Source organism: Collimonas sp. OK307 (genome assembly GCF_900113705.1).
Classification (GTDB): Bacteria; Pseudomonadota; Gammaproteobacteria; order Burkholderiales; family Burkholderiaceae_D; genus Collimonas.
Genome location: NZ_FOQI01000024.1, coordinates 1 through 23,915 on the forward strand (window position 1 = coordinate 1; position 23,915 = coordinate 23,915).

Sequence of the window (23,915 nt, forward strand, 5' to 3'; positions counted from 1 at the left end):
TTAAGTTATACGCCATCCATTTACATGAACAACGCTGCACTTCCATCAAACGCCCACACTTATCGACTGTTAATTGTTAAAGAACCTTCTACTTCGCGTCACCAGAACCCCGGTTCGCGTCGCCGTCAAATCGTTTTGTTTGTCAGCAGCAGAGAGATGAGATTATGTGGCGTTTCCAGTTTTTCGTCAACTACTTTTTTATTCATTTCCGAAAAACTTCTTACCGCCCACACCAACTTCAACCCGCTTTATTTCCCTCAAACTCCGCACCCTAAAACAGCCTTTTTACCTCTCGGCTGCTTCGTTTATTTCGCGTCGTTCTCAACGGGAGGCGAACTATAGCAAACCCCTTCGCCCTATGGCAAGTGATTTGTTAAAGATTCTTAAAAACAGGTAAACGTTTCCCCAGGAAGGCCTGCATGCCCTCTTTTTGATCCTCTGTGGCGAAGGTGCTGTGGAACAGCCGGCGCTCATAGTTAATGCCCTCTGCCAGAGTGGTTTCATAGGCGCGGTTGACCGATTCCTTGATCATCATGACTGCCGGCAACGACATGGAGGAAATCACGATCGCCGCTTCCATTGCCTCTTGCAACAGCCGCTCCAGCGGAACCACACGCGACACCAAGCCGGCGCGCTCGGCTTCGGCGGCGTCCATCATGCGGGCAGTCAGACACATGTCCATCGCCTTGGACTTTGATACTGCGCGCGGCAAACGCTGGGTGCCGCCGGCGCCGGGAATGATGCCCAGTTTGATTTCCGGCTGGCCGAATTTGGCATTGTCGGCGGCAATAATGAAGTCGCACATCATCGCCAGCTCACAACCGCCACCTAAGGCAAACCCTGCGACAGCAGCAATCACCGGCTTGCGCACGTTGCGAATCGTCTCCCAGTTACGGGAGATGAAGCCCCCCTTGAATGCATCCATATAGCTCAACTGGGCCATGCCACCGATGTCGGCGCCGGCCGCAAATGCCTTGTCGCTACCGGTAATGATGATGCAACCGATCTCAGGATCTGCGTCGAATTTCATTAAAGCGTCGCCCAATTCGCTCATCAGCGGATCGTTCAAGGCATTCAGCGCCTTAGGACGATTCAGATGGACCAGACCAACTTTTCCCTGTGTTTCAACCAGAATATTTTCGTATGTCATTGCAGATCCCATTTACGTGAGTCGAATAAACTTAATTGTAGCGCCGCTAGATAAGGGATAGGATGACTGTAAGCCAGATACTTAACTGTTTTCCAAGGAATCTTCCTGTTTTCAGACTGTCTATATATATGTAAGGTTATATATTACCGATAATCGATTACCGACAAGATCGCCCGATTTTGACCGACATCCCTTTTTCACCAGAAGGAGGCAAGCCATGTTCAAAACCATTCTTGTACCTACCGACGGCTCACATTTGTCGGACAAGGCCATCAATACAGCGATTGAATTTGCCAAATTCAGCAGCGGTAAGATAATCGCCCTCTCAGTTGCTGAACCTTACCCGTTCTCGCCGATGGCAGAGAGCACCATGGCGACCGATCCCGGTACTTATGAAGAAAACATGTTGGCGCTGGCAAAGCTCAACGTCCAAAAAGTCGCCGATGCCGCCAGTAACGCGGGCGTCCCCTGCGAAATGCTGACGGCCCAAGCCTTCAATCCAGACGAAGAAATCATCAGCGCGGCAGAAAAGTATCATTGCGATGCGATTTTCATGGCTTCGCACGGGCGCAGCGGCCTGAGCCGGCTGTTCCTGGGCAGCAAAACCCAGCGGGTACTGGCGCACTCGACTATTCCGGTGCTGGTTCTGCGCTGAGTTTTTCGTCGGCACAACGGTTCGACGCCAAACGGCGTCGAACCGTTGCTCCACTTTCTAATTCGCTAACGCGCAGCTGCCAGTTTTGGCAATAACAGCCACATCATGCCGCGTTGCTTCATCTTGCCGGCTTTATCACCCGCCTCGTTGCCAAAACCCCAGAAGAAGTCAGCTCTTACCGCCCCCTTGATAGCGCCGCCGGTATCCTGCGCCACCATCAGTTGCTGCAACGGGGCATTGTTATTCGGTTGAGTGGTCGCCAGGAACACCGGCGTGCCGAGAGGCACGAACTGCGGATCCACCGCGATCGAGCGCAACGGCGTCAGCGGCACACCTTGCGCCCCCTTGGGGCCGACGTTCGGATCGAGTACTTTCTCTTCTTTAAAGAAGACATAACTAGGATTCGCATTCAACAACTCCTGCTGCCGACCCGGATTGGCCGCCAACCAGGCTTTGATCCCTTGCGCCGAGGCCTGGGCCAGAGTCAGCTCGCCCTTGTCGACCAGGTAACGGCCAATCGACTTGTAGGGATAGCCGTTTTGATCGGCATAAGCGACGCGTACTATGCTGCTGCCGTCATTCAGCTGGACCCGGCCAGACCCCTGCACCTGCAGGAAGAATGCATCGATCGGGTCGTCCACCCATAAGATTTCCTTGCCGGCCAGCACCCCGGACTTGTCCAGCTCTGCCCGGCTCGGATACGGCAGCACTTTATTACCCACCAGGCGGCCGCGCAGGCGCAAACCCTTCAATTCGGGATAAATGCTCACCAGATCGACTGTGATCAAATCGTCCGGCGCCCGGTAAATAGGCGTTTGGTAAGGGCCGCCGCGCTTGCGGGCGCCTTTTAATAAAGGCTCGTAGTAACCGGTCACCAGGCCATTATCGGTGCCATCGGCGTTGATCACCTGGTAAGGAGTAAAGAAGGACTGGAAAAATAGTCGTATTGCATCGCCATTGTTGCCATCGAGGCCGGCGGCAACGGCACATGGCTCTTTCCAGTCGCTTTTGCGCGCCAAGGTCGAACATGAAGTCAGGAAAGCCGGTAATGCCTGGCGCAAATCGTCGCTGTTCCAACCTGGCAAAGCGGCAAAAGTGGTGGCGCGCAAATTGGCGCCGGGCGGAACAGACGGCACAGTCGGCGTGCCGGGTTGGGGTGCCGGTTGCGCTGTTTGCGGCGCCGGTGGTGTAATCGGGGTGGTGGTGCAGGCAGCTAAACCGAGTCCGATGATTAAGGCAGTTAAAGCAGAAACAGGTAGACTGATACGTTTAAATAGCATTTAGGATTCTTTATGTGGTTAGTGGCTCTCGAAGCGTGCTTCGCCTTCTTTGTCTTCGCATTCATTGTCTGGTGGACCATGTTTTCCGGCCGCAAGCCGGATCGGAAACCGCCGGCAAAGCCATTGCCACCAGAAGACAAGGGCAAGAACCAATAGATTCAATCCAAATGCGGTCAATCTAAATACAGTCAATCCGAGTACGTCAATGCAGCGTGCGCGGCAGGGACAGGATGAATTCCGGGATCCGTGCCTCGAATTGCTCGCCGTCCTCGGCTACGCAGAAATATTCGCCCACCATCGAACCTTGCGGCGTCGCCATCGATGTACCGCTGGTGTATTCAAATTTCTCACCCGGCTGCAGCAAAGGCTGGTGGCCGACTACTCCCAGCCCGCGCACTTCCTCGACATGGTTGTTGCCATCGGTAATCACCCAATGGCGTGAAATCAATTGGGCAGCGACTTGCCCGGTGTTCTTGATCGTGATCGCATAGGCGAATACATAGTTTGAACTGTCAGGTTCAGATTGTTCTTCCAGATACTGGGTTCTGACAGTAATGGTAAATTCATAGGCGGCCATGCTGGTTTCCTCGATTGACCTAGCCCGTTTTGGACAGGCGTAGTTGTGACTAGTAGGTCATTGCACACGAATTTACCCGGGGACGCAAGCCGCCAGAAGCCAGATGCAGGGCTAAAGGGTAAAATAGCGCTCTTTTAGCGCCCTTTCCTGGATTTGCACGCCATGCCAACCTATCGTATCGCTCCCAGCATTCTTTCCGCCGACTTCGCCCGCCTTGGTGAGGAAGTACGCAATGTCGTTCGCGACGGCGCCGACATTATTCACTTCGACGTGATGGACAACCATTATGTTCCGAACCTGACCATCGGGCCGCTGGTATGCGAAGCAATCCGGCCGCATGTGCAAGTGCCGATCGACGTCCACCTGATGGTAAAACCGGTAGACCGCATCATTCCCGACTTTGCCAAAGCCGGCGCCAACATCATTACTTTCCATCCGGAAGCATCGGACCACGTCGACCGCTCCCTGCAACTGATCCGCGACAACGGCTGCAAGGCCGGCCTGGTGTTCAACCCGGCCACGCCGTTGAGCTATCTGGATTACGTCATGGATAAGATAGACATTATCCTGATCATGTCGGTCAATCCAGGCTTCGGCGGCCAGTCGTTCATCCCGGAAGCGCTCAAGAAAATCGCCGAAGCACGCCAGCGGATTGACGCTTCGGGCCGCGAGATCATGCTGGAAGTCGACGGCGGTATCAAAATCGACAACATCGCGGCAGCGGCAAAAGCCGGCGCCGACACCTTTGTCGCCGGCTCGGCCATCTTCGGCAAACCGGACTATAAAGCTGTAATCGACGCCATGCGCACCCAATTGGCAACAATATGAATACAGCAGCCGCGCCAGAAATCGTTGCCCTGAAGGGTATCGCCGCCGCCATCATCGACCTGGACGGCACCATGCTGGATACCGCCCCGGATTTCCACGTCGCCGTCAATCGCATGCGGGCCGAGCTGGATCTGGCGCCGCTGGCGCAAAAAACGATTATCGATTTTGTCGGCAAAGGTAGCGAAAACCTGATCCGGCGCGTGCTCGGCGTCGATTATCCGCCGGCGGAAGTGGAGCAACGTTTCGACGCGGCGCTGGATTCCTATCAAACCCATTATGCCGTCGTCAACGGCAGCTATGCCACGCTCTATCCAGGCGTGGTGGATGGCTTGCAAGCAATGCAGGATAAAGGTTTGCGACTGGCATGCGTCACCAACAAGCCACTGGCATTCGCCGTGGCGCTGTTGGAAAAAACCGGTTTACGCAACTATTTCGAAGTGGTCTACGGTGGCGATTCGTTCCCGCTGAAAAAGCCGGACCCGATGCCGCTGCTGGCAGTGTGCGCCGATTTCAAGCTGCAACCGGCGCAAGTGGTCGCCATCGGCGACTCCAGCAACGACGCCCAGGCCGCGCGCGCCGCCGGTTGCCCGGTGTTTAACGTGCCGTATGGCTACAATCACGGCGAGTCTATACAAGACGTCGATTCCGATGGTATAGTCGCTTCGCTGCTTGTTGCAGCACAAAATATAAGCCACTGAATCGACTTATTTAAAGCCCCTCTATCTCTCATGTTTCTCGACAAAAAACATCAAGTCCCACTAGCCGCCCCTGAGGCCTGGCTATGGCGACGCTGGCAATCCTGGACTAACTAAGTAAGTCCGCCGATCGCTGCTGCCTGCTATTCAATAAAAATTAATCGCAAGCAACGTTTTTTGTAGTGCACCACCGCTGTTTTACAATAGCGACCTGGAGAGAACCATGACCGAACTCGAATTCAAATCGCTGGCCACGCAAGGCTACAACCGTATTCCACTGATCGCAGAAGCTTTTGCCGATCTTGAGACACCGTTGACGCTGTACCTGAAACTGGCGCAAACCCAGCACACGGGCAAAAACACTTTCCTGCTTGAATCCGTAGTCGGCGGCGAACGCTTCGGCCGCTACTCCTTCATCGGCCTGCCGGCATCGACGCTGTTGCGCAGCTACGGTACGCGCATCGAAGTGCTCAAGGACGATAAGATCATCGAAAGCCGCGAAGGCAATCCGCTCGATTTCATCGCTGAATTCCAGTCGCGCTATAAAGTGGCGCTGCGCCCTGGTTTGCCGCGTTTCTGTGGTGGCCTGGCCGGTTATTTCGGTTACGACACGGTGCGCCATATCGAAAAGCGCCTGGCAAACTCGACACCCAAGGATGATCTAGGCCTACCCGACATTCAATTGCTGCTGACCGAAGAACTGGCGGTAATCGACAACCTGTCCGGCAAACTGTATCTGATCGTGTATGCCGATCCGACCCAGCCGGAAGCCTTCTCCAAAGGCCGGCAACGCCTGAAAGACTTGCGCAACATGCTGCGCCGTCCGGCCGATGCCCCGGTTACCTCGGCTTCGGTACGCACCGAAACCATCCGCGAATTCAAAAAAGAAGATTATCTGAAGGCAGTCGCCAAGGCTCAGGAATATGTGATGGCCGGTGACTTGATGCAGGTCCAGATCGGCCAGCGCATCAAGAAACCTTATGTCGATTCGCCGCTGATGCTGTATCGCGCCTTGCGCTCGCTGAATCCGTCGCCGTATATGTATTTCTACAATTTCGGCGACATGCAGATTGTCGGCGCATCGCCAGAAATCCTGGTGCGCAATGAGCAAACCTCAGCGCCCAAGGCAGACGGCGAAGCCAAACGCAAAGTCACCATCCGTCCGCTGGCCGGTACCCGCCCACGCGGCGCTACGCCTGAGCAAGATGCGCAACTAGCCACCGAACTGCTGGCCGACCCGAAAGAAATCGCCGAACACGTGATGCTGATCGATCTGGCGCGTAACGATATCGGCCGTATCGCCGAGACAGGCAGCGTCAAGGTCACCGACCAGATGGTGATCGAAAAATATTCACACGTGCAACACATCGTTTCCAACGTTGAAGGCGAGCTCAAATCCGGCTTGTCGAATCTGGATGTACTGAAAGCCACTTTCCCGGCCGGTACTCTGTCCGGCGCGCCCAAGGTACGGGCGATGGAAATCATCGACGAACTGGAACTGACCAAGCGCGGCATTTACGGCGGCGCTTGCGGGTACCTGTCGTTCGGCGGTGAAATGGATGTCGCCATCGCGATCCGCACCGGCGTCATCAAGGACGGCATGCTGTATGTCCAAGCGGCAGCCGGCATCGTCGCCGATTCGGTGCCTGAGATGGAATGGCAGGAAACCGAGAACAAGGCGCGCGCAGTATTGCGCGCGGCGGAACAGGTACAAGACGGTCTGGACGGGGAAATTTAATCCGGAGCAATACTGCCCTCTTCGTCAGATATTCAGTGGTGGAGTGCCTTCCTTGAATAACTGCCCGAGCTGGCTACGCAATTCCGGGGTGTCCTTGTGGCCGTGAACGCTGACTGCGTGCTGGACTGCCGCTGCCAGCAACTCTTCATCGTTATCTGCGGCGATCGCTACTGAGCAGTTGCTATCGCTTGGATATTCGCGGCAATCGATGTATTTACGTGACATGGTGAACTCCTTCATTGCAGCAATGTGATTGCGCAAAACCTATGTACACAAACGGCCTGCTGCGAGCTCGCTTGAGAATAAAGCTTAGGAATCAAAGACGCATTTGTCAACGCAACGCAATGGATTGAAATCAGGTTATCTATCGGCAATATTGGCGAAGGCCAACCACTGTGACCCGCGCTTGCAGATGCACCATTTGAGTAGAATTAAACTGTTTCCGATATTTCTCGATATTTCTATTTGTGATCATGATTATTGCGACTCCGCAGCTGCGATGGCGGCCCTAAATCACGGTTGGTGGAAAGCCAAAACCACGCTACGCTCTATAATTAAGAGCTGATTTAGTGTTGCCCGCGGGATTTTTGCATTGGTGTTGTAACAACAGAACAACATACCGTGCAAACAAGCATGCTGCGGGCAGACTCCCAAACAAAATCAATGGGTTAGAACTACTATGCTGCTAATGATCGACAACTACGATTCCTTCACCTACAACCTGGTGCAATACTTCGGTGAACTGGGTGAGGATGTGCGGACGTTCCGTAATGACGAAATCACGCTCGATGAAATCAATGCACTGAAGCCGGACCGCATCTGCCTGTCGCCAGGTCCGTGCAGCCCGAAGGAAGCCGGGATTTGCGTCGACCTGCTGCAGCAATTTGCCGGCAAGCTGCCGATCCTCGGCGTTTGCCTTGGCCATCAGGCGATCGGTGAGGCATTCGGCGGCAAGGTGATCCGCGCTCAAAAGGTCATGCATGGCAAGACCTCGCCGATTACCCATACCGGCGTCGGCGTATTCAAGGATTTGCCCAATCCGTTTACGGTGATTCGCTACCACTCGCTGGCCATCGAGCGCAGTTCGATCCCGGCTTGCCTGGAAATCACGGCATGGACCGAAGACGGCGAAATCATGGGCGTTCGGCACAAGGAATACGATATCGAGGGCGTGCAATTTCATCCGGAATCGATCTTGTCGGAACACGGACACGCCCTGCTGCGTAATTTCGTTCAAAGAACTGCCTGAGCCTTTAGCGCCGGCGTACCGGTAACTGAACCGGTGCCGCCACGCTAATCCGTAAATCGTATTTCGTAGCAAGGAAGTCATGTCAATCTCCGATCAAGAAGCTCTGTTGCGCTGCATCGAGCATCGTGAAATCTTTCACGATGAAATGCTGTCGCTGTTCCGTCGCATCATGAAGGGCGAAATGTCGCCGCTCATGATTGCGGCGCTGACCATGGGCCTGCGCGTCAAAAAAGAAACCATCGGCGAGATCGCCGCGGCCGCGCAAGTCATGCGCGAATTCGCCACACCCGTGCCCTGCCGCGACACCGCCAACCTGGTCGATATCGTCGGCACCGGCGGCGATGGTGCGCAAACCTTCAATATTTCAACCGCCTCGATGTTTGTTGCTGCTGCTGCCGGCGCCCGTGTGGCCAAGCATGGCGGCCGTAGCGTATCGTCGTCGTCCGGCAGTGCCGATGTGCTGGAATCGTTCGGCGCCAATATCAACCTGACGCCGGCCCAGGTGGCAGAATCGATAGAGCAGACCGGCATCGGTTTCATGTTCGCGCCGAATCACCACGCGGCAATGAAACATGCCGCGCCGGTGCGCAAAGAATTGGGTGTGCGTACCATTTTCAATATCCTTGGGCCTTTGACCAATCCGGCCGGCGCGCCGAATATCCTGATGGGCGTGTTCCACCCCGATCTGGTCGGGATCCAGGTGCGCGTGCTGCAACGCCTGGGCGCGCAACATGCCATCGTGGTGTGGGGGCGCGATAATATGGACGAAGTCTCACTGGGCGCCGGCACCATGGTGGGCGAACTGGTGAACGGTGAAATTCGCGAATACGAAATCCATCCTGAAGATTTTGGCATGCAAATGATTGCCAGCCGCAATCTGAAAGTATCCAACTCGACAGAGTCGAAACAAAGAGTGCTGGAAGCACTTGAAGACCAGCCTGGCCCGGCACGCGATATCGTCGCCATCAACGCCGGCGCCGCTTTGTACGCAGCCGGTGTCGCCAGTTCGATTGCCGATGGATTGGATAAGGCGCGCGCTGTTCTCGCTTCGGGTGCCGCCAAAGCAAAACTCGATCAGTTCGTGCAAGCCACGCAAGCCATCGCCGCCACCGGCCGATCATAACCGCGGTTAGAGAAAACGCCGTAAAGGATAAGTACCATGTCAGATATTTTGAATAAGATCCTCGCCGTCAAAGCGGATGAAGTTGCCGCGGCAAAAAAACAGCAAGATTTTGCCAGCCTGCGCCGTGACGTCGAGTCCGATGCAGAGGCGCGCGCCGGTTTGCGGGCTTACGAAGCTGCCCTGCGCGCAAAAATTGCAGCGGGCCATGCCGGCGTGATTGCCGAAGTCAAGAAGGCATCGCCGTCCAAAGGCGTGATTCGAGCAGATTTCCGGCCAGCCGAGATTGCTGCCGACTACGCAGCGCACGGCGCGGCTTGCTTGTCGGTGCTTACCGATATCCAGTTTTTCCAAGGCGCACCCGAATACCTGCAACAAGCGCGCGCCGCATGCGCCCTGCCTGTCCTGCGCAAAGATTTCATGATCGATCCGTATCAGGTCTATCAAGCCCGCTCATGGGGCGCCGATGCTATCTTGCTGATCGTCGCCGCCCTGGATCATGGCTTGATGGCGGAAATGGAAGCTGTTGCCCATGAGCTTGGCATGAGCGTGCTGGTGGAAGTGCACAACGCGGAAGAACTGCAAGCGGCGCTGAAACTGAAAACCGCCCTGCTCGGCATCAATAACCGTAATCTGCGTACTTTCGACACTTCGCTGCAAAACACGCTGGGCTTGTTGCCGCAGATACCGGCGGACAAGCTGGTAGTGACTGAATCCGGGATTCACACCCGGGACGACGTCAAACTCATGCGCGACGCCAACGTCAACGCATTCCTGGTGGGCGAAGCATTCATGCGCGCGCCGCAGCCGGGTGTCGAATTGGGCCGCCTGTTCGACAATTGATCAGAATTCGGATCAGAATGCGGGAATCAGGGAACCCTTGAATTCCGCTTCGATAAACTGCCGCACCTGCTCCGACTGATAAGCTTTGACCAGTTTCTTCACCCAAGGCTTGTCTTTATCTTCCGCCCGCGTAGCAATCAGATTGGCATACGGTCCTTTGGCATCCTCAACCGCAATCGCATCGCGCTGCAATGACAAACCCGCTTTCACCGCGTAGTCGTTATTCACCGACGCCGCTGCCAGGTCATCCAGCGAGCGCGGCAATTGCGCGGCATCCAGTTCCACCAGTTTCAGTTTCTTCGGATTCGATATCACATCCAGCGACGTCGCATTGATTCCGTTCTCGCCAACTCCCGCCTTCAATTTGATCAAACCCGCTTTCTGCAACAATAGCAGGGCCCGATTGCCATTGGATGGATCGTTCTGGATGCCTATGCTCGCGCCTTGCGGCAACTGATCGACGTTCCTGTATTTCTTCGAATAGATTCCCAGCGGCGCCGTGATGGTCAGGGCCACCGGCACGATCTTGTAACCCCTGGCTTTGATCTGGCTATCGAGGAAAGGTTTATGCTGGAAAGCATTGGCATCCAGATCGCCGGCGGCCAGTGCTTCATTCGGCTGCAGATAGTCGCTGAAGGTGATGATCTGGATATCCAGGCCGTCGCGCGCAGCCACTTTCTTTACCACTTCAAAAGTCTGCTCGGCATTGCCGACCGAGACACCCACCTTGATCCGGGTCTTGTCCTGCGCGTGGGTAACAGTGACGCTGGCCGCCAGCAACAGTAGCGGTAATGTCTTGAGGATGAGGCGACGCATTTTTTCTCCGTGGATGAGATGCTGACAATAAAACACAATCTTCACACAGGCTTCGACAATTGCTAACGAACGATTTCGCATGTCGATATGTCCTAGACATATGCTTCAGATGTTGACTGACCGAGAGTCATTTCCAATTTATCCATATAATGGAAATGCAATGAAACCGGCTCGAAAACAACACGACAACACCCATGACCGAAGTATTTTTGGAGGTTTTTGATGCGTTCGATTTATCAAGTGGTTACCGCAACATGTTTCAGTTTTTCCATACTTGGCGGAGATACGTTGGCGGCTAGCCAGCAAAAGCAGTATTCAGTGCGCGACTTCTTCCGCAATCCCGAGCAAAGCGGATTCCAGATCTCCCCCAACGGTAAATACATCAGCTTCATGCAGCCTTGGGAAGGACGCATGAACATCTTCGTCAAAACTGTCGATTCTGATGCCGCGCCGCAGCGCATCACCTCGGAGAAAGCACGCGACATCAGCGGTTATTTCTGGAAAGGCGACGACCACCTCCTGTTTGCCAAGGATTTCGGCGGCGATGAAAATTTTCACGTGGTATCCGTGGGCCGCGACGGTGATGGCCTCAAAGACTTGACGCCGTATCCGAAGGTGCGGGCCCAGATTGTCGATGACCTGGAGGACAATAAAGAAGAAATACTGGTCAGCCACAACAAACGCGACGCAGAAGTGTTCGATGTCTATCGCGTCAACGTCAGGACCGGCGCTGAAAAATTGGTGGCGCAAAACCCTGGCACCATCCAATCGTGGATTACCGATCACGACGGCAAGGTGCGCGCCGCGACCACTTCCGACGGCGTCAACACCAGCCTGTTGTATCGCGCGACGGAAAGCGAGCCGTTCAAAACCGTGCTGACGACTTCCTTCAAGGATTCGGTCAGCCCGCTGTTCTTCACCTTCGACAACAAGAAGCTCTACGCATCGTCCAACCTCGGTCGCGACAAGCAGGCGATCGTCATCCTCGATCCGGAAACGGCCAAGGAAGAACAGGTGCTGTACGAAAATCATGAAGTCGACGTCGACGGACTTTCCTACTCGAAGAAACGCAAGGTGTTGACCGATATCAGCTACACCACCTGGAAAACCCAATACAAATTCCTCGATCCGCAAAGCGAAGCCTTGCACAAAATCCTGCAAGAAAAACTGCCAGGCTATGAAGTCATCACGCAGTCGCACACCAAGGACGAATCGAAGTGGATAGTGGCGGCCTACAATGACCGTACCCAAGGCAGCCGCTACCTGTTCGACAGCAAGGCCGGCACGCTGACCAAGCTGGCCGATATCAATCCGGCCATCGCCGAACACGATATGGCGGTGATGAAGCCGGTGCAATACAAGGCGCGCGACGGCTTGCTCATCAACGGCTACCTGACGCTGCCGCTCGGCAAAGATCCGAAAAACCTGCCGGTGATCATCAACCCGCATGGCGGCCCGTGGGTGCGCGATGTGTGGGGCTACAACCCCGAAGTGCAACTATTGGCGAACCGTGGCTACGCCGTGCTGCAGATGAACTACCGCGGCTCGACCGGATACGGCCGCGAGTTCTGGGAAGCGTCGTTCAAGCAATGGGGCAAAACCATGCAGGATGACATCACCGATGGCGTGCAATGGCTGGTTCAACAAGGCATCGCCGATCCCAGGCGGGTAGCGATCTACGGCGGTTCGTACGGCGGATATGCGACGCTGGCCGGAGTCACCTTCACCCCGGATCTGTACGCGGCGGCAGTCGACTATGTCGGTGTCTCGAATATGTTCACCTTCATGAAAACCATCCCGCCGTACTGGAAACCGTTCCTCGACCAGATGTATGAAATGGTCGGCGATCCGGTCAAGGACAAGGACTTGCTGACGGCAGTCTCACCCGCCTTGCACACTGACCGCATCAAGACACCGTTGTTCGTTGCCCAAGGCGCCAACGATCCGCGCGTCAACAAGGCTGAATCCGACCAGATCGTCGAAAGCCTGCGCAAGCGCGGCGTGCCGGTCGAATACATGGTGAAGGATAACGAAGGCCACGGTTTTCACAACGAGGAAAATCGCTTTGAGTTTTATACCGCGATGGAAGGATTTTTAGCCAAACATCTGAAGCCGCAATAAAGATCCGGCGCTAAGTAACGCCGAATAGCTGACCATGAAAATGGCGGATGACTGGAAACGGACGTCCGCCATTCTTGTTTCCAATGTTGTTACCCGGAGAATCGCTATTCCGGTCTTGTCGACAAATAGGGATTTAGCATGTTTATTAAAACGGCGAATTTAATGAATATAGAATAAATCCTTATATAACAATGCGTTACGAGAATTTTCTTCCCAATCGAATTGAAAATTTATTTTTTTTACTATACAGTGCTACCGAATGAAAACAATCCTGGGAAGTAGCGACGCCAACTCAGGAAAATGCATGCGTCAACCCGGGGAAGGGAATCATGAGACCAACAATTCGGGATATCGCAGCGGTAGCAAAAGTATCCATCGGCACCGTATCGCGTGCCCTGAAAAAGCAACCTGGCTTGACCGAAGAAACACGCCTGCACGTACAGAAAATTGCGGCACAACTTGGTTACAACGAATCTAATCTGCGCCACGGAAGAATCCGACGGCTGACCTTCCTGCTACATCGCCAGCACAGCAATTTCGTCGCCAGCCCGTTTTTTTCGCATGTGTTGCATGGCGTGGAAAGCGCCTGCCGCGAACGCGGCATCGTGCCAACCGTGCTGTCCATCGGCCCCGCCGACAATGTGATGGAACAGATCCGCCTGCATGAACCAGACGCGCTGGCGGTAGCCGGATTCATGGAACCGGAAGTATTGGCATTACTGACCAGGACCGGCAAGCCGGTGGTATTGATCGATTTGAGCGCGCCCGGCTTCCGCTCGGTCATTTCAGACAATCTGGGCGGCGCACTGGCCGCCACCCGCCATCTGATAGAACTTGGCCGCCAACGACTGGCCTTCATCAGCGGGCCGTTGTCTCACTACAGCGTTTCGCAACGCGCGCTAGGCTATCGTCAGGCGTTATTCGAAGCAGGCCGCTTGTTCGACCCGCGCCTGGAGATCACCCTGCCTTCAGACCCGGAATTTCATCTGCATGCGGCCGCCGCGATGCAGCGCTTGCTGCAATCCGATACGCCGCCCGATGCCGTGTTTTGCTATAACGATGTCACCGCACTAGCCGTCATGAATGTTTGCCAGGCGCGTGGCCTGAGAATTCCTGAAGATATTGCGATTGTCGGCTTCGACAATATCGACGCCGCCACCAGCTCCACCCCGCCGCTTACCACGCTGGCGGTAGACAAAGAAGCGATGGGCAGGATGGGTATCAAGTTATTGCTGGAAGATGCTCCGGCACAACCCCAGGTGGTGTTGCCAGCGGAACTGGTCCAGCGTGCCAGTACACTTGGCAACTGATTACCAAAATACCAAAAGCCGGGCTAGAATTCCGCGTGCAGTCGCAGCGAGCCTACCGTTACCGGTCCGCGGTCGGCGTTATAAGCGGGATTATAAAAGCGCTGCAGATCGGCCGTTAATGAAATGCCTTTCGACACGCTGAAACTGTAATAGGCTTCCAGGATGCGCTCCGGCCTGTAGTTCAACCGGCCGTCGCCGATAAATACGCCAAGACCGCCGGCTGCCAGATACTCTTGATGCGCTTTGCTTAATCCGTTTTGTATCAACGCCAGCCCGACCGTGTCATTTTCACGATGCCAACTGCTGCCCTTGACCGAGATCCCGGTGCTCAAGGAGCGCTCGATTTCAGAAAACGAGTAGGTTTCCGTTTTGCCGTCGTTACGGCTGGCCCTGGCAAAAACGCCGATGTCGTCACTCAGGCTTTGTTCCAGGTTAACGCCATAGCCATACTTGATCTGGCCCGTGCGCACCGAAGCCACATCAGGCGTTCCACCGTTGAGCGCGGCGTAAGCCAAGGCATCGGAAAAACTACCCATGATTTCCTTGTTACGGAAAAACAGCACACGCACTTTCCCAGGCTGAGCGCCGATCGTATGATCATGTTCCAGCTCGATCTGGTCGCCATGATATTTGGTCAGACGGGTATCCAGGCGCTGGCCGTTGGATTCCAGCGGCACCATGAAACGGCCGCCACGCAAAACCCAGTCGTCATAATAATATTCCGCCGCAGCGCCCCAGGTATAGCCACGCGTGTCGCCGGCATAATCGTAGGCGCCGTACGTCGACAATGCCCAGTTCAGAAACTGGGTGCGGCCATCATGGGCATAAGCATTGCTGTCGAAGATATCGATGATGCTGAAGTTGCCCACGGTGAGCACCAGGCGCCGTTTGTCCACCATGCCGGCCAGTTGGTTTGGCGCCGATTCAAGCGCCTGCCTGTCGCCGCCGAAACCCCAGGTTTGGCGCAAGAACAATCTTGCACGGTAAAAGGTAGGATTCGGGCTGCTGCCCTTTTGCTGCTCCGAATTCATCATCCCGCCCAGGCCGGTCAGACCAGACATCGGCACAGCCTGCACCACTTCCGGATTGAAGTACAACTCGCCGCCGCGCCATGGCCGCACGCCCAGAAACAGCGTGCCGGAAAAGGAATAACCTTTTTCAGCCTGCGTGCCCAAGCTGTTTGGCCCCGAATAAGCCGCATCGAAAGAAGGCTTTTTTTGCCAGATATAGGTGGCCTGTCCTTTGACGCCCCAGGTCTCTTCCTCGACATCGTCGGCATGCGCAACGATCGGCACAGCTGTCGCGGCCATCAGCATCAGGCCAAGCCAAAGCCGGCTATTGGACCTGAACGTGAAATGGGGAGCAAATGCATGCACTAATTGTTTGCGTGACATAAATTTTGAATACGGGTGGAATGCTGTGCAAGCGGGTTTCACGGAAAGGCTACGATAGTACAACACAGCGTCGCCAAAGGCCTCGCTGAAAGCCTCGCCGAAGGTCACGCTGGAAGCGCGTCCTAACGTGCAGTCTTGCCTGCCTCGACCAGCGCCGCCATGGCTAGCGACTCTTCGTCACCTTGCGCACGCAGGCCCTCAATCACCGTTGCCTGATTCTGCGCAGGCTGGTTCTGGCTAACCTTCCACTTGCCGGACAAGCGCGTAATCACAATCTCGATGCCGACAAGCGCGCCAATCAGTTTTTCCGTGTAGTCATGCGGCGCGTCGGAAAATTGCCAGGGCGCCGGGAAAGCCGCTTCATTGTGCGCGGTAAGCGCCGCCAGGTGCGCCGGCAGCCAGCTGGCGTCGTCGATGATGCGCAACGTACCGTAGGCATGCGCGACGGCGTAATTCCAGGTCGGCACCACTTTGCCGGTTTCAGCCTTGGTCGCATACCAGTTCGGCGTGATATAAGCCTCCGGACCATGGAATATCGCCAGCACTTCCACTTCTTTCCGGAAGTCCTGCCAGACCGGGTTAGCGCGCGCCACGTGTCCGTGCAAGGTACCAAAGGGCCCCGCTTCCGCTGACAACAGCAACGGAATGTGGTTGGCATTGAGGCCACCCGAGGAAAGCGTCACCAGTGTCGACAACGGCCGCGCACGAATCAGTTCATGCAGGACTTCGATTCTCGGTTCGTCAAACTGTTTGGGTATGTACATGATGGTATGGTGCGGCGCGCCGGTGTGAAGTGATGGATTAGCGAATTGACTATCAGCTATGCGACTATAAACCATGCAAAGGTCTGCAGCTTGCTGCGGTGAACGAATCAGCTCCCGTTCGCGTATACATTGGGCGCAAAACGTTCCATCAGCGCCTGTGGCTTGAGCGGCGCAGTGAAGCCGAATTTGGCGTACAGGCCGTGGGCGGTGCTGGTCGCCAGCATAAAGCGCCGCAATCCCTGCAGCCGGGGATGCTCCATGATCGCGGCCATCAGCTCGGCGCTGTAACCCTTGCCGCGATGCTCGGCCAGTACGAAGACATCGACCAGGTAGGCAAACGTCGCGTAATCAGTGACGACGCGTGCGTAAGCTACTTGCGCAGGGCCGGAAAACAGGCCGAAATTCAAGGAGTGACGGATAGATTCTTCGACCGTGGCGAGCGGGATTCCGCGCGCCCATGTTGATTCTTCGGACAGGAAACGATGAATCAACGGCACATCCAATTCGGCTGGTTCGGTAGCAATACGCAGTTTTTCCATCGGGCGATTCTTTCTACTTACTTTCTGTTTAATTGCGGAGAAATACGTGCTACTAAATTAGCATACTCCCGAATGAAAAACAGCGCCTTGTCGGCGCTGTATCTAAGTCACATATTTCAGGTCTTGCTCTCGATAGCCAATCGGGCAACCTCTTCATCCAGCTCGCCCTCCCACTTCGCAATCACCGACGTCGCAATACCGTTACCAATCACGTTGGTAGCGGTACGTCCCATATCGAGGAACTGGTCGATACCGATGATCAGCAGGATGCCTGCTTCAGGCAAGTGGAACATCGGCAGGATGGCGGCAACCACCACCAGCGAACCACGCGGCACGCCAGCCATGCCCTTGCTGCTTACCATCAACACCAGCAACATCGTGAGTTGCTGGGCAAACGACATTTCAATGTTGTAAGCCTGAGCCACGAACAAGGCGGCAAATGCCTGGTACATCATCGAGCCGTCGAGATTGAATGAATAACCGAGCGGCAGCACGAAGCCGGTGATCTTGTCATTCACGCCGAATTTTTCCAGCTGCTCCATCGTCTTCGGATAAGCAGCTTCGCTGCTGGCGGTGGAAAATGCCAGCATGATCGGCTCTTTCAAGAGGCGCAACAGGGTGAAGATCGAATCGCGCAGGAATATATAGCCGATCGCGATCAACAGCGCCCACAGCGTGGCCAGCCCGGCATAGAAACCGCCGAGGAACTTGGCATAGGTCGCCAGCACGCCAAAACCTTGCACCGTAATCACCGCGGCTATGGAAGCAAACACGCCGATCGGAGCAAAACGCATCACATAATCCGTGACCTTCAACATGACGTGCACCAGGCCGTCCACGGCCGCAGTAATTACTTTTGCGGATTCACCTTTGACGGAAGCCAGGCCGAACCCGAAAAACAGCGAGAACACCAGGATCTGCAAGATTTCGTTTTTCGCCATGGCGTCGACGAAACTGCTCGGGAACACGTGCGAGACAAAGTCTTTCAGATTGAAGCCGCTGGTATTCAGCTTGGTATCAGCACCCAGCGCCGGCAGCGGCAGGTTGAGCGCGTGGCCAACCTGGAGCACGTTGACAAACAACATGCCCAACGCCAAAGAGAGCAAGGAAGCGATGACAAACCAGCCCAGGGCCCGGATGCCGATGCGGCCGACCGAACTGCTGTCCTTCATGCCGGCAATACCGGATACCAGCGTGCCGAACACCAAAGGCGCGATGATCATTTTGATCAAGCGCAAAAACACATCGGTGATGATGGAGAAGTAAGCGGCGATTTCCTTCGCTGCCGCTTCGTCCGGTGCCAGATTGTGGCAAATATAACCGACCAGTATCCCTAGAACCATGCCGACCAGAATCCAAGTCGTTGCCTTAATTTTTCTCATTTGCGTATCCTGCCGTTATTAACAATACAACCATACAAAAATACAAAAAATACAAAACCGTCGATCTAAAAATATCCTTAAACCTGAGCACCTTGTGAAATCCATGTCGCGCAGGCATGTTGCGCAGTTCATGTTGTTTTATGTCGACATGCGCCGATCAAGATCAGCGGCGCATACAGAAGAGTTTGCAAGCAACAACGTGAATTTTGCGGAAATGGCAATATTTTCGGGGCAAAATAAAAAGGCCCTCCTGATGGAGGGCCTTATGAAACCTGATGCCGGCTGCGATTTGAACCTGCTTTTCTCTGACCGCAAGCCCGCTTCACTGCTCAAACTGGTGCGAATGTTACCTTACAAAACACCCCTCAATCAACAAAAAAAGGCTGCGAGCGCAGGCATCGCGCGATGCCAAGGCATTTACCGTCCATGCCATTTTCGCAATCAGATCTCGCGTCCTTTGTTCGCCGCCCGGCTATCCCTGTCAATTTCGCACCATCACGTTGTATTTTGATTTTGGAGCATCAAAAACCCATACGCATCATCACCCTGATGTATATTTCCTGACAGAAACTTATAACATCGATTCATCAAGGAGATAGCAATGCAAAAACGTAGTACGTGTAGCGTCATTTTTTGTCTTACCGCATTAGGTGCACCAGGATTCAGCGCAAGCGCATCAGCGGAATTACCGCCTATTAAAATCGGTGTCATCGGCCCCATCACCGGGCCTTCGTCAGACATGGGGCTGAGCATGATCGGCGGCGCCCGGGTCTTCCTGGCCGACATCAACCAGGTCGGCGGTGTCCTCGGCCGCAAGATCGAACTGGTCGAGCGCGACGATCTTGCCAAGCCTGACGTCGGCGCGGCCATGGCCAAGGAAATGATCGAGAAGGAACATGTCGTCGCCGTGGTCGGCTTTGGCAATACCGGTGTCGCCCTGCCTGCGGCGAAACTGTTCCAGGAAGCGAAGATCCCGTTGATCGTTACCGGCGCCACCGGCGCCACGATTACCAAATCGTTCATGCCGCCGGCCTATCCCGTGAACTATATATTCCGCACGTCCGCCAGCGATGCGCTGCAGCCGATCGTGATTCTCAACGATGTAATTGATCGCCGCAAGATCGACAAGATCGCAGTGCTGCATGATGACAGTCCCTACGGCCAGTTCGGCAAGCAAAGCATGATGACGGAGCTGGAGCGGCGCAAGATCAAACCGGTGCTGGTGGAAAGTTTCAAGGTTGGCGATCAAGACATGACGACGCAACTGCAGCATGCCAAAGATGATGGTGCTCAAGCCATCGTGATGTATTGCCTTGCACCCGAAGGCGCGATGGTTGTGAGGAGCGCAGAAAAACTGAAACTGAAATTACCGATAGTCGGGCCGTGGGGCATGTCGCAGCAAACCTTCATTGACAAGGCCGGTCAGGGAGCGGAAGGCGTACGCAGTTCGGTGACGTTCATCGAAAACGAATTGAGTTCAGTCAGCAACCAGTTCTCGCTGACCTACCGCAATGTGAACAAGACCAATCACATTCCGTCTGCGGTGGCTGCGGCTCAAACCTATGACGCACTGCGCCTGATTACGCTGGCGATATTCCAGGCCAATTCGGTGGATGGCGTAAAGATCAAGGACGCGCTGGAAAATCTGCAGGTGCACACCACGTCTACCATCGTCTCGCGTTACTTCAAACCATTCTCGCCCAACGACCATGAAGCAATCGCGCTGAACATGATCGTCATGGGTGAAATTCGTAACGGCAAGGTGACTTATGCGTACAGGGAAGATGCAAACAGTGGATCGATTGCACGTACCAAGAAAAATTAGCAAGCGGGACTGCCAGCAAAAGATTGTTAGCGTTGCCGCCTCAAAATGAGAATCGCAGAAAATGAAAAAGGCCCACATTATCGTGGGCCCTTTTGACAGTTTTCTGGTTCACGATGCGGCTTTGATTTGCGACCACAAAGGCAGGTTATATTTGCGAGCCCTGATGTAATAGTAGAGCGCCATGAGCAGTCCGAAAGATACGCCGCTCAGGATCCATGCAAAAACGGCCTGAACGCCTGGCGTTCCTCGCTGCGGCCAAACAAGAAACCACATCAGCAATCCCCAAACGACACCGAACCATATTCCCGCGAACACGAAATTAAATCCAAAGCTCGCGAAATGCGGCGGTGGAATTGAAACGCCCGCCCGCCAGAACATCCGATGAAAAAACGGTGCGTAGTTGCTGCGCCAGATGCCCGTAGTTTTCAAAATTCCCAATGCGGCATTGACTTCAAGTGGGTATGACAAGGAAGCACCTATTGAGTTATGTAGATCATCCTTCAAAACAACCAGGAAAATCCGTTGCAAATTTCGGCCAGGAATCCAATCTTCACTAGGGGAGACTATACACATGCACATACCAATTGTTTCGTGCCGGATGAAAAATAACTGGCAACGTGAATTGCCACGACACATTCAACGCCACGGCATGACGCAGTCGTCCTGTTATCCAGTTGTGGCATCATGTGACGGTGGTTTTTCCGTGTCGTCATCGTCACCACCCTCAACGTCTGTCATGAAGGATTTCCATGGTCACCTGCTATCTGCGCTACATCATCGATCCCTATAAACTCAACGAATTCGAACACTACGGCAGGATCTGGATTCCGCTGGTGGAGAAGTTCGGTGGACAGCACCATGGATACTTTCTCCCATCAGAGGGAATCAACAACGTCGCGCTCGCGATGTTCACGTTTCCATCGCTCGCGTCGTATGAAGAGTACCGGATAAAATCAATGCAGGACCCGGCCTGCCAGGCCGCATTCAAGTATGCAGAGGAAACCCGTTGCATCCTCAGCTACGAGCGCAGTTTCTTCCGTCCTGTGTTCAAGTAAAACGCGCCCCATATAAAGCCTACAATTAACTTGCGTGGATCTCGACGCATTAAAATGGGGCAATATGATGAGTACAATCAATCTGATTTACACGGTAGTGAGCGATCCCGACTCTTTCGTAGCGTTCCAATACTACGTAAAAGCCGGGGAGGTATTTGATGCCCATGACTACGCGATCACCTATAGGCTAAATGGTGCCGACCTCGATGCCGACGACGTGCGCGCCACGCAAGAAGCCGCAGCAAAGCTCAACGCCGGAGAATGCCTGATGGTTTCCCATTCGATTGCACCATGACTGTTAAATGCAACAGATAAACGCGCCATACTGGGCTTCCAGCGACTTCCGGCGGCTCTCTAGCGTTTATTGACATTGAGACTCTCGACGCCCCTGTTGAATTTCGCGGTCAGGAAATCGGCAATGCGATTCTGCGTTGCTTCGAGATAGGGGATGTTGTGGTGATCCGAGTCAGGGATGGTTTCGTCCTGCGGCGCGTTGGCCAATTTGGTCACCAGCATGTCGGTATGCGAGGCCGGCACTATGTCGTCAGATGCAGCACGAATGATAAACGTCGGCGCGGATAACAAAGGCGCATGCTTGATTGAATCGAAGCGATGCTTGAGGACAAAAGCCGGCACTGACGGGAAACGGCGTTTTGCCAGGGCCAACAGCGAGTCATAAGGCGTAATCAACACCACCGCGGCGACCGGCCGGCGCGTCGCTACCTGTACCGCCACACCCGAGCCAAGACTGCGCCCGACCACGGCGATTTGCCCGGCGTTGATATGGCGATGTTCGGCAAACCAGTCAAACAGCATCTCGGCGTCTTCGATCATTTTCAACTCACCGGGAATACCTTCCGAATCCCCGTAGCCACGATAATTGATGGCAAGCACCGTCATATTGGGGAACATGCGCCACGCGTCACGCGCCACCCAGGACACTTCCTCTGAGCGGCCGCCGAAATACACAACGGCGGGATGCGGACCGGGTACGCGCGGCGTCAACAACCATCCTGAGAGACGAGTGCCGTCGGTGCTACGCAACACGACAAGCCGAGACCTGTGCCCGATGCTATGCGGATGCTCGACTTCCTTGGTGCGGACCGGCTTGAAAATCAGTTTGCGCTGGCTAACCGCGACTGCGGTGGTAAAAATCAGCCACCCGAGGGCGACGATGCCGCCCATCCCGGTCACTTTTTTATATTTGATGCGTGCCATAACGCGAGTGCAACTGCACGGGGCACTACCCTATGCTGCGCACGACCCCCTTACTATTTATTGTAATCCTTCAATTTGTTGTCGTCTCTATCATTTTGTAGTCACGGATGCGATGCGCCAAATTAACCACAATCTGTGTGGTTAATTTGCGCGCTTCCCGTGAAATGCCGTTGCTCACACTGACGCATCGGTGATGATTCACCAGCGTCAGTAATGCATCGCAGAAATAGATATTCGATTGCGATTCGGCACACTTCATATTGCCGGATTCAAACGCGACCGCAACAGGAAGTTCAACTTGAATATGGCGCGAACATATCCTATTGTGGCTTGGCGGTACAACGATTAAACATCGCAAATCTGCGAGAAAACACGAAGTGAAATAGTGATGGATGCCAACGGATGTATCGATGACCTTTCACTTTTATTTTCGCTCATCACTCCGGAACCTGGCTGGCACGGACCCTATAGTGAACGGTAAATAATTCAAGCAGATCAGCATTCTTCCAGCCTCGAAAAAAATCCCTTCAACTGTCACGCAGTCATCCAGTGGGCCGGCATAAATTGGCGTCCGGAAAATCATTTCCCTGCATTGAGGCATTGGCCTTCTTACTCACAAGGAAGAATGTACCAACCTCCTCGCGCTGTCTGGCAGACGCCGTCAGAATGACATTCCAAAAACGACTTTGGCCGAAGCCTGGCCATCACTCTTGAGAAATAAAAATTCTTGAGGAAGAAAATATCCAATGTTCTCTCGGTTCGGCACCAAGGGAACCGCGCTCATGACGTATGTGATGAATTTTATATTTGGCGAAAACAGAAAGGATCTCCATCATGAAAAATCTTATCTTGATTTCGGTTGCAAGCCTGTTCGCATTGGCCGCCTCGGCACAAACAGCGACTGACAACCAGACTGTGAATGTCACTGGTCCGACACTTCGAATTGATCTTCCCAGCCAGTACCATCGGATGCACCCGGATGAATTCTATGACTATATGCGGTCATACAGTCTTTCAAACGGCGGGACACTTGCCGTGTTCTACCGAGGGCGGCAGATGTATGCAGAAGTGGGAGATCTGGGACGGCACGAAATTGTCGCCGCAGCACCAAATGTTTTCGTCGCACTGGACCAGCAGTTGAGGATGACAATCAATCTTCGCGGGGATACCGATGCGAGCGGAGAGCTGATCATGGTCGTTCCGCGCAAGCAACTTGCAGACGGCAGCCTGGTCGGCGGACAACGACTGGTCGCTTCGTTCCGCTAGATAGACATCACCGGCAAGGGATTCACTACGAGCTGCGGCAGGATCTGATTCTCAAAAGCACTCCCGCTTACGTAACAGTGAATCCCGAAT

At 54.4% G+C, this 23,915-nt stretch carries 27 protein-coding genes; 16 read left to right on the forward strand and 11 right to left on the reverse strand.

What is annotated here, in order from left to right:
* The coding region (locus BM205_RS24460; protein ID WP_217646080.1) for a hypothetical protein at window positions 1-342 on the forward strand (342 nt) is incomplete at its 5' end.
* Between the two features lie 31 nt (window positions 343-373).
* On the opposite strand, the gene BM205_RS22155 is transcribed toward BM205_RS24460, so the two are convergent.
* The gene (locus BM205_RS22155) at window positions 374-1,150 is read right to left on the reverse strand and encodes an enoyl-CoA hydratase (RefSeq protein ID WP_092417036.1); all 777 of its coding nucleotides are present in this window, start codon (window positions 1,148-1,150) and stop codon (window positions 374-376) included.
* A 217-nt stretch (window positions 1,151-1,367) separates the two neighbouring features.
* Between BM205_RS22155 and BM205_RS22160 the strand changes: the two genes are divergently transcribed.
* Window positions 1,368-1,805, forward strand: coding sequence for a universal stress protein (locus BM205_RS22160; RefSeq protein WP_092417037.1), 438 nt, complete (start codon window positions 1,368-1,370; stop codon window positions 1,803-1,805).
* Between the two features lie 65 nt (window positions 1,806-1,870).
* Here the strand turns inward: BM205_RS22160 and BM205_RS22165 are convergent, their stop codons facing one another.
* The gene (locus BM205_RS22165; RefSeq protein WP_092417038.1) at window positions 1,871-3,085 is read right to left on the reverse strand and encodes a murein transglycosylase A; all 1,215 of its coding nucleotides are present in this window, start codon (window positions 3,083-3,085) and stop codon (window positions 1,871-1,873) included.
* A 12-nt stretch (window positions 3,086-3,097) separates the two neighbouring features.
* Between BM205_RS22165 and BM205_RS24380 the strand changes: the two genes are divergently transcribed.
* Window positions 3,098-3,241: a hypothetical protein gene (locus BM205_RS24380; protein ID WP_175511357.1), complete on the forward strand. Its 144-nt coding sequence runs from the start codon at window positions 3,098-3,100 to the stop codon at window positions 3,239-3,241.
* A 46-nt stretch (window positions 3,242-3,287) separates the two neighbouring features.
* Here BM205_RS24380 and apaG read toward each other — a convergent pair whose 3' ends face one another.
* The gene (gene apaG / locus BM205_RS22170) at window positions 3,288-3,662 is read right to left on the reverse strand and encodes a Co2+/Mg2+ efflux protein ApaG (protein ID WP_092417039.1); all 375 of its coding nucleotides are present in this window, start codon (window positions 3,660-3,662) and stop codon (window positions 3,288-3,290) included.
* 162 nt (window positions 3,663-3,824) lie between these two features.
* On the opposite strand from apaG, the gene rpe reads away from it, so the two are divergent.
* The 3 genes from rpe (at window position 3,825) to trpE (ending at window position 6,923) form a co-directional block, all read left to right on the forward strand.
* A complete protein-coding gene (gene rpe, locus BM205_RS22175; protein ID WP_092417040.1) occupies window positions 3,825-4,490 on the forward strand; it encodes a ribulose-phosphate 3-epimerase in 666 nt (221 codons plus the stop codon).
* On the forward strand, window positions 4,487-5,188 hold the full coding sequence (locus BM205_RS22180; RefSeq protein WP_092417041.1) for a phosphoglycolate phosphatase: 702 nt from the start codon (window positions 4,487-4,489) through the stop codon (window positions 5,186-5,188). The genes rpe and BM205_RS22180 overlap by 4 nt, the downstream gene beginning before the upstream one ends.
* Window positions 5,189-5,408: 220 nt before the next feature.
* Window positions 5,409-6,923 (forward strand): anthranilate synthase component I, encoded by a 1,515-nt coding sequence (trpE, locus tag BM205_RS22185; RefSeq protein WP_092417042.1) that lies wholly within the window; start codon window positions 5,409-5,411, stop codon window positions 6,921-6,923.
* Window positions 6,924-6,947: 24 nt separating this feature from the next.
* On the opposite strand, the gene BM205_RS22190 is transcribed toward trpE, so the two are convergent.
* A complete protein-coding gene (locus BM205_RS22190) occupies window positions 6,948-7,148 on the reverse strand; it encodes a DUF1059 domain-containing protein (RefSeq protein ID WP_092417043.1) in 201 nt (66 codons plus the stop codon).
* Between the two features lie 454 nt (window positions 7,149-7,602).
* On the opposite strand from BM205_RS22190, the gene BM205_RS22195 reads away from it, so the two are divergent.
* The 3 genes from BM205_RS22195 to trpC all read left to right on the forward strand — a co-directional run bounded on the left by BM205_RS22195 (window position 7,603) and on the right by trpC (window position 10,135).
* A complete protein-coding gene (locus BM205_RS22195) occupies window positions 7,603-8,172 on the forward strand; it encodes an anthranilate synthase component II (protein ID WP_092417044.1) in 570 nt (189 codons plus the stop codon).
* A gap of 79 nt (window positions 8,173-8,251) precedes the next feature.
* A complete protein-coding gene (trpD, locus tag BM205_RS22200; RefSeq protein ID WP_092417045.1) occupies window positions 8,252-9,295 on the forward strand; it encodes an anthranilate phosphoribosyltransferase in 1,044 nt (347 codons plus the stop codon).
* 36 nt (window positions 9,296-9,331) lie between these two features.
* Window positions 9,332-10,135, forward strand: coding sequence for an indole-3-glycerol phosphate synthase TrpC (gene trpC / locus BM205_RS22205; RefSeq protein ID WP_092417046.1), 804 nt, complete (start codon window positions 9,332-9,334; stop codon window positions 10,133-10,135).
* Window positions 10,136-10,147: 12 nt separating this feature from the next.
* Here trpC and BM205_RS22210 read toward each other — a convergent pair whose 3' ends face one another.
* A complete protein-coding gene (locus BM205_RS22210) occupies window positions 10,148-10,951 on the reverse strand; it encodes a MetQ/NlpA family ABC transporter substrate-binding protein (RefSeq protein WP_092417047.1) in 804 nt (267 codons plus the stop codon).
* Between the two features lie 231 nt (window positions 10,952-11,182).
* Here BM205_RS22210 and BM205_RS22215 point away from each other — a divergent pair, with 231 nt between their 5' ends.
* Together BM205_RS22215 and BM205_RS22220 are read left to right on the forward strand one after the other, a co-directional pair.
* Complete coding sequence (locus BM205_RS22215; RefSeq protein ID WP_371326523.1) at window positions 11,183-13,072, forward strand: S9 family peptidase; 1,890 nt, start codon at window positions 11,183-11,185, stop codon at window positions 13,070-13,072.
* A 329-nt stretch (window positions 13,073-13,401) separates the two neighbouring features.
* On the forward strand, window positions 13,402-14,382 hold the full coding sequence (locus BM205_RS22220; RefSeq protein ID WP_092417049.1) for a LacI family DNA-binding transcriptional regulator: 981 nt from the start codon (window positions 13,402-13,404) through the stop codon (window positions 14,380-14,382).
* Window positions 14,383-14,405: 23 nt separating this feature from the next.
* On the opposite strand, the gene BM205_RS22225 is transcribed toward BM205_RS22220, so the two are convergent.
* The 4 genes from BM205_RS22225 to BM205_RS22240 form a co-directional block, all read right to left on the reverse strand.
* Entirely contained in the window at window positions 14,406-15,692 is a 1,287-nt protein-coding gene (locus tag BM205_RS22225) for a carbohydrate porin (RefSeq protein ID WP_254784011.1), read from the reverse strand.
* A 206-nt stretch (window positions 15,693-15,898) separates the two neighbouring features.
* On the reverse strand, window positions 15,899-16,540 hold the full coding sequence (locus tag BM205_RS22230; RefSeq protein WP_092417092.1) for an FMN-binding negative transcriptional regulator: 642 nt from the start codon (window positions 16,538-16,540) through the stop codon (window positions 15,899-15,901).
* 107 nt (window positions 16,541-16,647) lie between these two features.
* Window positions 16,648-17,079, reverse strand: coding sequence for a GNAT family N-acetyltransferase (locus BM205_RS22235; protein WP_092417050.1), 432 nt, complete (start codon window positions 17,077-17,079; stop codon window positions 16,648-16,650).
* A 116-nt stretch (window positions 17,080-17,195) separates the two neighbouring features.
* Entirely contained in the window at window positions 17,196-18,461 is a 1,266-nt protein-coding gene (locus tag BM205_RS22240; RefSeq protein ID WP_092417051.1) for a dicarboxylate/amino acid:cation symporter, read from the reverse strand.
* A 94-nt stretch (window positions 18,462-18,555) separates the two neighbouring features.
* Between BM205_RS22240 and BM205_RS22245 the strand changes: the two genes are divergently transcribed.
* Together BM205_RS22245 and BM205_RS22250 are read left to right on the forward strand one after the other, a co-directional pair.
* Entirely contained in the window at window positions 18,556-18,972 is a 417-nt protein-coding gene (locus tag BM205_RS22245) for a hypothetical protein (RefSeq protein WP_139227359.1), read from the forward strand.
* Between the two features lie 90 nt (window positions 18,973-19,062).
* Window positions 19,063-20,286, forward strand: coding sequence for an ABC transporter substrate-binding protein (locus BM205_RS22250; RefSeq protein WP_254784012.1), 1,224 nt, complete (start codon window positions 19,063-19,065; stop codon window positions 20,284-20,286).
* Between the two features lie 108 nt (window positions 20,287-20,394).
* Here BM205_RS22250 and BM205_RS22255 read toward each other — a convergent pair whose 3' ends face one another.
* Complete coding sequence (locus BM205_RS22255) at window positions 20,395-20,859, reverse strand: DUF6404 family protein (RefSeq protein WP_139227361.1); 465 nt, start codon at window positions 20,857-20,859, stop codon at window positions 20,395-20,397.
* Window positions 20,860-21,035: 176 nt separating this feature from the next.
* Between BM205_RS22255 and BM205_RS22260 the strand changes: the two genes are divergently transcribed.
* Window positions 21,036-21,341, forward strand: coding sequence for an NIPSNAP family protein (locus BM205_RS22260; RefSeq protein ID WP_092417055.1), 306 nt, complete (start codon window positions 21,036-21,038; stop codon window positions 21,339-21,341).
* A 67-nt stretch (window positions 21,342-21,408) separates the two neighbouring features.
* Window positions 21,409-21,636, forward strand: coding sequence for a hypothetical protein (locus BM205_RS22265; protein ID WP_092417056.1), 228 nt, complete (start codon window positions 21,409-21,411; stop codon window positions 21,634-21,636).
* 59 nt (window positions 21,637-21,695) lie between these two features.
* Here the strand turns inward: BM205_RS22265 and BM205_RS22270 are convergent, their stop codons facing one another.
* Complete coding sequence (locus BM205_RS22270; protein ID WP_092417057.1) at window positions 21,696-22,559, reverse strand: alpha/beta hydrolase; 864 nt, start codon at window positions 22,557-22,559, stop codon at window positions 21,696-21,698.
* Window positions 22,560-23,393: 834 nt separating this feature from the next.
* Here BM205_RS22270 and BM205_RS22280 point away from each other — a divergent pair.
* A complete protein-coding gene (locus BM205_RS22280) occupies window positions 23,394-23,825 on the forward strand; it encodes a hypothetical protein (RefSeq protein ID WP_139227363.1) in 432 nt (143 codons plus the stop codon).
* The last annotated feature ends 90 nt before the right edge of the window (window positions 23,826-23,915 follow it).

What these genes read in the sequence shown, in the direction of transcription:
- BM205_RS22155 (WP_092417036.1), bottom strand. Translation starts at nt 1,150, where the DNA reads ATGACATACGAAAATATTCTGGTTGAAACACAGGGAAAAGTTGGTCTG.
- BM205_RS22160 (WP_092417037.1), top strand. Translation starts at nt 1,368, where the DNA reads ATGTTCAAAACCATTCTTGTACCTACCGACGGCTCACATTTGTCGGAC.
- BM205_RS22165 (WP_092417038.1), bottom strand. Translation starts at nt 3,085, where the DNA reads ATGCTATTTAAACGTATCAGTCTACCTGTTTCTGCTTTAACTGCCTTA.
- BM205_RS24380 (WP_175511357.1), top strand. Translation starts at nt 3,098, where the DNA reads ATGTGGTTAGTGGCTCTCGAAGCGTGCTTCGCCTTCTTTGTCTTCGCA.
- apaG (WP_092417039.1), bottom strand. Translation starts at nt 3,662, where the DNA reads ATGGCCGCCTATGAATTTACCATTACTGTCAGAACCCAGTATCTGGAA.
- rpe (WP_092417040.1), top strand. Translation starts at nt 3,825, where the DNA reads ATGCCAACCTATCGTATCGCTCCCAGCATTCTTTCCGCCGACTTCGCC.
- BM205_RS22180 (WP_092417041.1), top strand. Translation starts at nt 4,487, where the DNA reads ATGAATACAGCAGCCGCGCCAGAAATCGTTGCCCTGAAGGGTATCGCC.
- trpE (WP_092417042.1), top strand. Translation starts at nt 5,409, where the DNA reads ATGACCGAACTCGAATTCAAATCGCTGGCCACGCAAGGCTACAACCGT.
- BM205_RS22190 (WP_092417043.1), bottom strand. Translation starts at nt 7,148, where the DNA reads ATGTCACGTAAATACATCGATTGCCGCGAATATCCAAGCGATAGCAAC.
- BM205_RS22195 (WP_092417044.1), top strand. Translation starts at nt 7,603, where the DNA reads ATGCTGCTAATGATCGACAACTACGATTCCTTCACCTACAACCTGGTG.
- trpD (WP_092417045.1), top strand. Translation starts at nt 8,252, where the DNA reads ATGTCAATCTCCGATCAAGAAGCTCTGTTGCGCTGCATCGAGCATCGT.
- trpC (WP_092417046.1), top strand. Translation starts at nt 9,332, where the DNA reads ATGTCAGATATTTTGAATAAGATCCTCGCCGTCAAAGCGGATGAAGTT.
- BM205_RS22210 (WP_092417047.1), bottom strand. Translation starts at nt 10,951, where the DNA reads ATGCGTCGCCTCATCCTCAAGACATTACCGCTACTGTTGCTGGCGGCC.
- BM205_RS22220 (WP_092417049.1), top strand. Translation starts at nt 13,402, where the DNA reads ATGAGACCAACAATTCGGGATATCGCAGCGGTAGCAAAAGTATCCATC.
- BM205_RS22225 (WP_254784011.1), bottom strand. Translation starts at nt 15,692, where the DNA reads ATGGCCGCGACAGCTGTGCCGATCGTTGCGCATGCCGACGATGTCGAG.
- BM205_RS22230 (WP_092417092.1), bottom strand. Translation starts at nt 16,540, where the DNA reads ATGTACATACCCAAACAGTTTGACGAACCGAGAATCGAAGTCCTGCAT.
- BM205_RS22235 (WP_092417050.1), bottom strand. Translation starts at nt 17,079, where the DNA reads ATGGAAAAACTGCGTATTGCTACCGAACCAGCCGAATTGGATGTGCCG.
- BM205_RS22240 (WP_092417051.1), bottom strand. Translation starts at nt 18,461, where the DNA reads ATGAGAAAAATTAAGGCAACGACTTGGATTCTGGTCGGCATGGTTCTA.
- BM205_RS22250 (WP_254784012.1), top strand. Translation starts at nt 19,063, where the DNA reads ATGCAAAAACGTAGTACGTGTAGCGTCATTTTTTGTCTTACCGCATTA.
- BM205_RS22255 (WP_139227361.1), bottom strand. Translation starts at nt 20,859, where the DNA reads ATGTGTATAGTCTCCCCTAGTGAAGATTGGATTCCTGGCCGAAATTTG.
- BM205_RS22260 (WP_092417055.1), top strand. Translation starts at nt 21,036, where the DNA reads ATGGTCACCTGCTATCTGCGCTACATCATCGATCCCTATAAACTCAAC.
- BM205_RS22265 (WP_092417056.1), top strand. Translation starts at nt 21,409, where the DNA reads ATGAGTACAATCAATCTGATTTACACGGTAGTGAGCGATCCCGACTCT.
- BM205_RS22270 (WP_092417057.1), bottom strand. Translation starts at nt 22,559, where the DNA reads ATGGCACGCATCAAATATAAAAAAGTGACCGGGATGGGCGGCATCGTC.
- BM205_RS22280 (WP_139227363.1), top strand. Translation starts at nt 23,394, where the DNA reads ATGAAAAATCTTATCTTGATTTCGGTTGCAAGCCTGTTCGCATTGGCC.